The organism is Mesorhizobium sp. M0207, assembly GCF_040321995.1.
GTDB lineage: Bacteria > Pseudomonadota > Alphaproteobacteria > Rhizobiales > Rhizobiaceae > Mesorhizobium.
The window spans coordinates 102,745-112,017 of sequence record NZ_JAMYSQ010000020.1 but is presented as its reverse complement, the minus strand read 5'-3'; the positions used below and the strand labels follow the sequence as shown (position 1 = coordinate 112,017).

Below are 9,273 nucleotides of genomic sequence, written 5' to 3'. Positions count from 1 at the left end.
GGATGGTGCACTGCTCCGGCTTCGGCTGGATTGGCCGGCAGGCATTGCCCCTGACTTCCGTACCCCGCGGGCAGACGCAATCGCCACCGGCGTCGTGGATCTGACCGCGGATGGTGCACTGCTCCGGCTTCGGCTGGATTGGCCGGCAGGCACTACCCCTGACTTCCGTGCCCCGCGGGCAGACGCAATCGCCGGCAGCGTCGTGGATCTGGCCACGGATGGTGCACTGCTCGGGCTTCGGCTCTTTCCCCACGCAAGCGCCGTTCTCCAGTTCGGTTCCGTGCGGGCAGACGCAGCGTCCGTCTTCGGTACGGATCTGGCCTTTGAGCAGAACGCAAGGTTTTGGCTTCGGCACGATGACCGTGCCGCCGCCGGACGAGCATTGGCCGTTGCGGAAGGTCGTGCCGGGCGGGCAGACGCAGTTGCCGGCGTCGTTCATGACGAAGCCTGCCGAGCATTCCTTCTTCACCTCATTCCTGATGGTGAAGGGATGACAGGCATAGGCCTTGCCGTGATCGCCCTGCACGTTGGCCGCGCCGCGGGACAACACGTCGCCGCCGCCTTGCACCGGCGTGTCGGGAGAGAGCACGCCGACGCAGTTCTGACCATTGACAGTGCCCTGCAGATTTGCCAGGCGACCGTCGTCGGGAAGCACCACGGTCACGTTGTGAACGTGGCTTTCCCCGGCGCCGAGCGTCAGTTGAGCGATGCAGGACACAGGCAAGATTGCCGGCTCCGGCGAGCAGCCGAAGGGCGGATCGATCGAGGTGATCGCAACGCCCTCCAGCCGGCCGAGGCCTTCGACGCCGATCGCATCGCCGATGCGAACCGGGCCGGAGAAGGCGCTCGCGCCATCGTTCGTGATGGCGATCTCGAACGAGCAGGGCTGGCCGGGCTTGCACTCGGCATCGCCGGTCTTCTCGACGCGGATGGTCGAGGCGCCGCCGCCCTTGGCGCAGGCCTGGCCGATCGGATAGACGATGTCGTCTCCCGGAGCCGGGCCGTAGGAGCCGCGTGCGCAGTTCTCGAATTCGCCGTTCGCGGCAACCGTCACGTCGAAATGGCGGCTGGTTCCAGGCGTCATGACGGCGCCGGCAAGCTGGCACGACAGCGCATTGGCCGGAACCGGTCCGCAAGTCCATTCCGCGCCGTCTGGGGTGACGGTCTGGATCTGGACCGGCGCTCCGCCGGCTATCAGCGTCGCGGCATCGTTGACCCGTACCGGACCGGTCGGGGCAGTGGTGCCGAGGCTGATGACGGTAATGCGGCAGGAAACGACCGCAGCACCGGCCAGCGAACCATTGCAAACCTTGGTGATGCGCAGGGCCGGCTGGCCGGCATTCGGATGACGGATGCGTTCCTTGGTGCAGGCCCTGTTGTTGGTGATGTCGTTCTCACCGGGAATAGCCTTCACCTCGGCGCAGTTCTCGACACTGTCGGGCCGGTAGTTGGCCGGCATCACCGCCCTGACGAAGATCGGCGTCGAGGCGCCAGGCAACAGCACGATGCCGGCATTGTCGCAGCGGAACTGGCCGGGGCCGTTCGGTCCGCATGTCCATGGCGGCGTCGGGCCGAAGGTCGAGGATGCCGGCACGCCGCCCGGATAGGTATCGACGACCGTCAGCGGCCCATTATAGGGGACGCTGCCATTGTTGATTATGTCGACCACGAAGGTGCAGACGCCATCGGCCGAACAGAATTCGGTGCGGGCGCGCTTCTTCAGGATCAGGTCGACCTTCTTCTCCACCGGCGGCCGGCAGTTGCGGTCACGATCGCCACGCCGGCAGACCGGGATCGAAGCACAGCCGCGATCGTTTTGCTGGCTGCCGAAAAGCGGCTTGCCGCTGGCGCCGTAATTGTAAGTGGCGCAGTTGCGCAAGGCGCTGCCTCGCCAGCCTGCGGCCAGCTTGAAGCCGAGCTTGAGGTCGACAGAGGCACCCGGATTGAGCGTGGTCACCGGATGAGTGCAAATCATCGGGGTGGTTCCAGGCGCGCAGACCCAAGGCGGGTTCGGCCCTGAATCGAGGGTGGAGCCGGCCGGCAGGGTGACTTCGTTGAGCACGATCTTGCCGTGGTAGGGTGCATCGCCGACATTGGTGACCCTGATGGTGAAGTCGCAGCCGCCACCCATCGTGCAACGTTGCACGTCGGCGCGCTTTTCGACTTTCAGATCCGGTTCCTTGTCCTTCGGTGGGCAGCGCTGATCACGCGGGATGACGATATCGACAGTCTGCGTACAGCACAGGCCCCAGCCCTCCCTCGGGCCGGCATAGGTTTCGATACCGGTGACGATGATGTGGATGACGTCGCCGGGTGAAGCGCCGACGATCTTCCAATTGAGCACACCGCCGCCGGCCGGCACCAATTGCGTGTCGGGAATGATGGTGATGCCGGGTGTCGTCGTCGAAAGCTGCACCCATTTGCCAGCCATCTCTGGGCCGACCGGCATGTGGTAGATGAAGGCGCCGCCGCCGGGCACGCAATCGACCGTGCCGCGCTCCACCTTGAAGCATTCCTTGCCGGGAGGTGGAGGCGGCGGGTTGCACCTGGTGACGTCGATCTTGATCGACGTCTTTGCACCCGTGAGATAATTGCCGTCGTCCGGCTTGCCCGGATCCTGCGACGGGATTTCGACGCCGGCGCCGCGTTCGCGGCTCACCTTAAGCACGCTCTGGTTGTGAACGGTCGTCGGCGACGGAAACGCCGCATGGTCAATCTTGGCGGTGATCTGGAAGGTGACGACGCGCTCGTTCGCAGCGCCGATGCCGTCGAGATCGCTGGCGGAAATCCGGAAATCGGGTACCGTCGCGGTATCGTCCGGTGTAGCCGAACTGCTGATCGCAGCACCAGGCAGCGGTCCGTCGGACGCATCGGTGCCGTCGCCGGTCACATGCACGCCGACGATGCGCAGGCCGTGCGGGAGTTGGTCCCTGAAATCGAGCCTGACCTTTTTCAGCATGGCGGCGAGGTCCGGGCTGGCAAAACCCTGCGGATTGCCGCGCAAGCCAAAGCTCAGCGAGTATACGACATAGTCGCAGCCTCTCTGGGTGCCTTTCTTGGTGAACAAGGGCACGATCCGGCCCGGCTCCGGATTGACGATGCGAGGATTGTCGAAATCGAGCCTGGGATCTGTAACGGCAGTGTAGATGCCCGCATCGGCAGGCTTGGTCTTGGCCGGAGCAAGGTCTTCAGCGAAGCCTTGCAGCGGACTCAGCATGGCGACCGCGATACCGGCCGCCATCAGCCAGCGCACACCGCGCCTGGCGAGTGACAGGGGTTTCATGATGGTCTCGATGACGAATGATTGTTTGCCGGTTGATTGGCTGCTCGTCGCAGGCGGGAAAAATGCGAGATTGCTCATCTTCCCCTCCTCACGGTTCGCAGCTGACGGCTGGGGTTCTGAGCGGCAAGGTCATCTTGCAGCAAGGGTAGTAGCCACCCTTGTCGCTATCGGACTGCCTGTAGAAGCAGAGCCCGACGTCGACCGTATCGCCAGGGTAATGGCCGGTGATGCCGATCGTGTATGGCGCGCCGGGCGCATGCGACAGAGGTGAAGTCACCCCAACGCCAGGCGTCCTGGACAGAGCCTTGATCGAATCGCCGCCAAAGCCGGCATGGTCATGGAGATAGAGATCGGCCTCGAGGCCGGAGGGTGTGCAGAAATACCTGACATCCTCGACATCGAGGCAAGGAGGCAGATTGCCGGGGGGCGGAAAGTCCGGCGGATAGAACGGCGGCAGATAGCCGCCCGGCACCTGCTCGTAATAGCCGGCACGGCCCTCGCAGGGGCGCCAGACCTCGACGTCGCCGACATGGCCTTCGACTTCCGGGTCTTCGAAATAATTGTCGAAGTCGACGAACCACGAGCCGAAAGGCGGCATGTTGGCCGGCTTGGCCAGTGCCGTCGGCGTGATTTGCACGCCGTGCACGGCGAGCGGCCCGCCGGCTGCGAGTTGTTCGGCAAGCTCCGGGTTGTCGCGCAACTTGTCGCCGGTATCGACCAGCGTGTAAGTGCAGACGCCGATATCGAGATTGCCTTCGGCATCGTAGCCATATTGCAGGTCGAGGCCGCCGGCCGACTGTCGGTTGTCTTGCGGGAAGCCGACCGCATATTCCTGCGGCACTTCCACCCAGGCCGATTCCGTCGCCGGATCGTCCGTATTTTCGCGCCAGTAGCGGATGACCTCACCCTTGCCGGAATCGGCGAACTGGCTGTAGTCGTAGCGGTTCTCCACCGGGCCGCGCTGGGCCAGGTACATGAAGCCTTCGTTGTCGAAGGCGATGTCGGTGACCGCGTAATCCTTGTCGGCCTTGACCGTCAGTTCCCAGCGCAGGTCGCCGGCGAAACTGCCGTCGCCGGCAACGCCCACCGACCAGATCTCCGCCTTATCACCGACCGAATAATAGAGCCGGCCGCCACGATAGGCGACCGACCAGACGCGGCGCTCGTCCTGCGTGTAGCCCCAGCTGTCGGGGTCCTCGCTGTCGAAGGCAGCACCCTGGATGTCAATCACCGAGCCGTCGTCGGCAACGGCGGCAAGCCCGTGCGCCGGGCGGCCGGCTATGCCGTGGTCGAACGTGTCGAGCAGCGCGCCATTGGCGTCGATGCGGTGGATGAGGCCGGTGTCGAGATCGCTGGCGAAGAACTGGCGGTGGATATTGTCGAAAGTGACGTCGCCGATGCCGGGACCGCTATTGGCGTCGATATCGGCGAATTTCGAGACGGCGCCGGTGATGCCGTCGATCTTCCAGATCGTTCCGGGGCCGCCGCCGTTTTCGGTGCCGAACTGGCCGTCCATGAAGACAGCGTCAGCCGTGCCGCGGCGCTGCCGCTCCGGCCGGCCGTCGGCGTCGCCGTCTGGCGTGACTATGCGGATGCCGTGCAGCGACGTGGCGCCGGCATAGAGGTTTGGAATGGCCGATGGAACGCCGTCGCGCACGCCGTCGTCGTAGGTGATGCCGAACACCTGGCCGATTTGCCCGGCTGTGACCTCGAACGGTGGCGGGGTGAAGACCAATTGGCCAGACGCCGGCCCGCCCAGCCTTGAGACGTCGAAGATGCGCAAGGTCGCGCGCGCCGTGTCGATGAAGGTTTCGTCGACGGGATCGACGCCCGGCGGCAGGCCTTCCTCGAAATTGGGAATGATGGTGCCGGAGAATCCGGTCACTGCCATCGAGCCGGGATAGATGATCCGGGTTTCCTGAGCCTGTGCCGAGCCACCGAGCCAGAGCCCAGCGGCGAGCGCCAGGATCGACAATCCGCTGGCAGCCTCGATGGCGCGGCGCAAACGGCCGGCACGAGAGCGCACGAACGCGCCGTGGTCGCAAGACATGGATCTCCCCCCACAGGTCATGGGAGAAACATCCGGTCCCGGCGCGCAAATCAGGGCAAGGCGCGGCGTTCCGGCACGTTCATCCCTGATCGAATTGTCTGCTTTCCTCAACGTCACGATACGCCTGGGTCCGCGCAGGGTCAACGGAACCGGCGAAAAGCCCAGCGCATCGACCCGGTCCCGAAGGCCATGGTCGCGCTGAGCTCCTGCTGTTCCCGGAGACCATGGAGCCTCTGGATCTGTGGTCATGGGGCTTTCCTTTCCGGGGCCGCACCACGCGGCACCTGAGCGTCAGTCGCGGGGCGAGGCGGAAAGGTTCATGGGCCGGGGCCGGGCCGGCTGGATCACCGTCGGAAAATACGGGCCTGCCGGTCCCGAATCCGATCAACCGCGATGAATGGTGAACGCCTTGCGCAGAATGCTTGCGCGCCACGCAGCCTGTTCTTATATACGCGCCAAGCCGTCCAGCGCCGAATGCCGGTTGCCGGAGCGGAATTTCTTGTGAACAGGGGCTTTCGTCGGAACGCCTGTACGGGTCCTGAGAGCCTGCTTAGCGGAGAGATTAGAGAAATGGCAAAAGTAATCGGTATCGATCTGGGAACAACCAACTCCTGTGTCGCCATCATGGACGGCAAGGAATCCAAGGTGATCGAGAATGCGGAAGGCGCCCGCACGACCCCTTCCATCGTCGCCATCAACAGCGACGGCGAGCGCCTCGTCGGCCAGCCGGCCAAGCGCCAGGCGGTTACCAATCCTGAGAACACCATTTTCGCGGTCAAGCGCCTGATCGGCCGCCGCTACGACGATCCGGTGACGGAGAAGGACAAGAAGCTTGTCCCCTACAAGATCGTCAAGGGCGACAATGGCGACGCCTGGGTCGAGGCCGGCGGCAAGAAGCAGTCGCCTAGCCAGATCTCGGCGATGATCCTGCAGAAGATGAAGGAAACGGCGGAGGCCTATCTCGGCGAGAAGGTCGAGAAGGCAGTCATCACCGTTCCGGCCTATTTCAACGACGCCCAGCGCCAGGCGACCAAGGATGCCGGCAAGATCGCCGGCCTCGAAGTGCTGCGCATCATCAACGAGCCGACGGCGGCAGCACTTGCCTATGGACTGGACAAGAAGGAAGGCAAGACGATTGCCGTCTATGACCTTGGCGGCGGCACGTTCGATATTTCGGTGCTCGAAATCGGCGACGGCGTGTTCGAGGTGAAGTCGACCAATGGCGACACCTTCCTCGGGGGCGAGGATTTCGACATGCGTCTGGTCGAATATCTGGCGGCCGAGTTCAAGAAGGAACAGGGCATCGACCTGCGGAACGACAAGCTCGCCCTTCAGCGCCTCAAGGAAGCGGCTGAAAAGGCCAAGATCGAGCTGTCGTCCACCACGCAGACCGAGATCAACCTGCCCTTCATCACCGCCGATGCCACCGGCCCCAAGCACCTGACGCTGAAGCTGACGCGGGCGAAGTTCGAGAGCCTGGTCGAGGATCTCGTCCAGCGCACGATCGATCCTTGCAAGGCGGCGCTCAAGGATGCCGGCCTGAAGGCCGGCGAAATCGACGAAGTCGTCCTGGTCGGCGGCATGACCCGTATGCCCAAGATCCAGGAGATCGTGAAGCAGTTCTTCGGCAAGGAGCCGCACAAGGGCGTGAACCCGGATGAGGTCGTCGCGTTGGGCGCCGCTATCCAGGCCGGCGTGCTGCAGGGCGACGTCAAGGACGTGCTGCTGCTCGACGTGACGCCGTTGTCGCTCGGCATCGAGACGCTGGGCGGCGTATTCACGCGGCTGATCGAACGCAACACGACGATTCCGACAAAGAAGAGCCAGGTGTTCTCCACGGCCGAGGATTCGCAGTCGGCGGTGACCATCCGCGTCTTCCAGGGCGAGCGTGAAATGGCCGCCGACAACAAGGCGCTCGGCCAGTTCGATCTGGTCGGCATCCCGCCTGCGCCGCGCGGCGTGCCGCAGATCGAGGTCACCTTCGACATCGACGCCAACGGCATCGTCAACGTCTCGGCCAAGGACAAGGGCACCGGCAAGGAGCACCAGATCCGCATCCAGGCGTCCGGCGGCCTTTCGGACGCCGACATCGAGAAGATGGTCAAGGACGCCGAGGCCAATGCCGAAGCCGACAAGAAGCGGCGCGCGCTGGTCGAGGCCCGCAACCAGGCCGAGGCGCTGGTGCATTCCTCGGAGAAGTCTCTGAAGGAATACGGCGAGAAGGTTTCCGAGGCCGACCGCACGGCGATCGCCGATGCGATCGCGGCGCTGAAGACCGCTGCCGAAGGCGACGATGTGACCGAGATCGAGGCCAAGACGCAGACGCTCGCCGAAGTCTCGATGAAGCTCGGCCAGGCCATGTACGAGGCTTCGCAGAAGGAAGCCGCCGAGGCCGACGCCAAGGCTGATGCCGCCAAGGACAGTGACGTCGTCGATGCCGACTTCGAGGAAATCGACGAAGACGACGAGAAGAAGAAGTCGGCCTGAACCGCCTGACGGTACAGGTAAGGGAAAAAGCCCGGCGCACAGCCGGGCTTTTTTGCAACCCTTTGCCGGAAAAAACGCTGAGCTGCCCGAAAAAATGCGGACAAAGCCTCGTAGACACTGGCATCGCGGCTCCATCACACCTAAATCGGAACAGCGTGCCGGCAAACGACGCAACGATGCTTCAAGACGTTGACTATCCGGACTGCGGGAAAACATGAAAGCTGATTTTTACGAAACGCTAGGCGTGCAAAAGGGCGCCGACGAGAAGGAGCTCAAGAGCGCTTTTCGCAAGCTCGCCATGCAGTTCCATCCCGACCGCAACCCAGGCGACCATGCCTGCGAGCACAAGTTCAAGGAAATCAACGAAGCCTACGAGACACTGAAGGACCCGCAGAAGCGCGCCGCCTATGATCGCTTCGGCCACGCCGCCTTCGAGCACGGCGGTATGAATGGCGGGGCGCAAGGCTTTGGCGCCGGCGGCTTCGCCGACATTTTCGAAGACATTTTCGGCGACATGATGGGCGGGCGCCAGCGCCGCTCGTCCGGCGGCCGCGAGCGCGGCGCCGACCTGCGCTACAATATGGAAATTACGCTGGAAGAGGCATTTTCCGGCAAGACCGCGCAGATTCGGGTGCCAGCCTCGATTTCCTGCTCGGAATGCTCGGGCAGCGGCGCCAAGCCTGGCACCCAGCCCGTCACCTGCTCGATGTGCAACGGCCACGGCAAGGTGCGCGCCACGCAAGGCTTCTTCTCGATCGAGCGCACCTGCCCGCAATGCCAGGGGCGCGGCCAGACCATCAAGGATCCGTGCCCAAAATGCGCCGGCCAGGGCCGTGTCACCGAGGAGCGCTCGCTGTCGGTAAACATCCCTGCCGGCATCGAGGATGGTACCCGCATCCGGCTGGCCAATGAGGGCGAGGCCGGCCTGCGCGGCGGCCCGTCGGGCGATCTCTACATCTTCCTCGCGGTCAAGCCGCACGAATTCTTCCAGCGCGACGGGGCCGATCTTTATTGCAAGGTGCCGATCTCGATGACGACGGCAGCGCTTGGCGGCTCGTTCGAGGTGACGACACTGGACGGTACCCAGACGAAGGTGAAGGTGCCGGAAGGCACCCAGAACGGTCGCCAGTTCCGCCTCAAGGGCAAGGGCATGCCTGTGCTGCGCCAGCCCAATATCGGCGATCTCTACATCCAGACCGTGGTTGAGACGCCGCAGAACCTTTCGCGCCGTCAGCGCGAATTGCTGGAGGAATTCGAGCAGCTTTCCTCAAAGGACAATTCGCCTCAGTCGAGCGGATTTTTCGCCCGCATGAAAGACTTTTTCGAAACGTTCGGCGAGCACTGAAGCTGATCCCTGGAAAACGCTTCCCGAGCGTCATCAACACCTTATCCGGGGATTCGCCTTGTCTTGCACCTCGTAACTGCTAAGTAGCATGCGAGGGAGCGTTGAGGA

4 protein-coding genes are annotated in these 9,273 nt (G+C 63.8%); 2 read left to right on the top strand and 2 right to left on the bottom strand.

The features are described 5' to 3' along the window. Together NKJ15_RS24005 and NKJ15_RS24000 are read right to left on the bottom strand one after the other, a co-directional pair. Positions 1–3,361: DUF7929 domain-containing protein (locus tag NKJ15_RS24005; RefSeq protein ID WP_352817944.1), on the bottom strand; the 3,361-nt coding region annotated here is incomplete at its 3' end. A 10-nt stretch (positions 3,362–3,371) separates the two neighbouring features. Then, positions 3,372–5,333, bottom strand: a complete 1,962-nt coding sequence (locus NKJ15_RS24000) for a hypothetical protein (RefSeq protein ID WP_352817942.1) — start codon at positions 5,331–5,333, stop codon at positions 3,372–3,374. A 570-nt stretch (positions 5,334–5,903) separates the two neighbouring features. Here NKJ15_RS24000 and dnaK point away from each other — a divergent pair. Together dnaK and dnaJ are read left to right on the top strand one after the other, a co-directional pair. After that, on the top strand, positions 5,904–7,820 hold the full coding sequence (gene dnaK, locus NKJ15_RS23995) for a molecular chaperone DnaK (RefSeq protein WP_023679851.1): 1,917 nt from the start codon (positions 5,904–5,906) through the stop codon (positions 7,818–7,820). 214 nt (positions 7,821–8,034) lie between these two features. Continuing rightward, entirely contained in the window at positions 8,035–9,165 is a 1,131-nt protein-coding gene (dnaJ, locus tag NKJ15_RS23990) for a molecular chaperone DnaJ (protein ID WP_023679852.1), read from the top strand. Positions 9,166–9,273: the final 108 nt, after the last annotated feature.

What these genes read in the sequence shown, in the direction of transcription:
- NKJ15_RS24000 (WP_352817942.1), bottom strand. Translation starts at nt 5,333, where the DNA reads ATGTCTTGCGACCACGGCGCGTTCGTGCGCTCTCGTGCCGGCCGTTTG.
- dnaK (WP_023679851.1), top strand. Translation starts at nt 5,904, where the DNA reads ATGGCAAAAGTAATCGGTATCGATCTGGGAACAACCAACTCCTGTGTC.
- dnaJ (WP_023679852.1), top strand. Translation starts at nt 8,035, where the DNA reads ATGAAAGCTGATTTTTACGAAACGCTAGGCGTGCAAAAGGGCGCCGAC.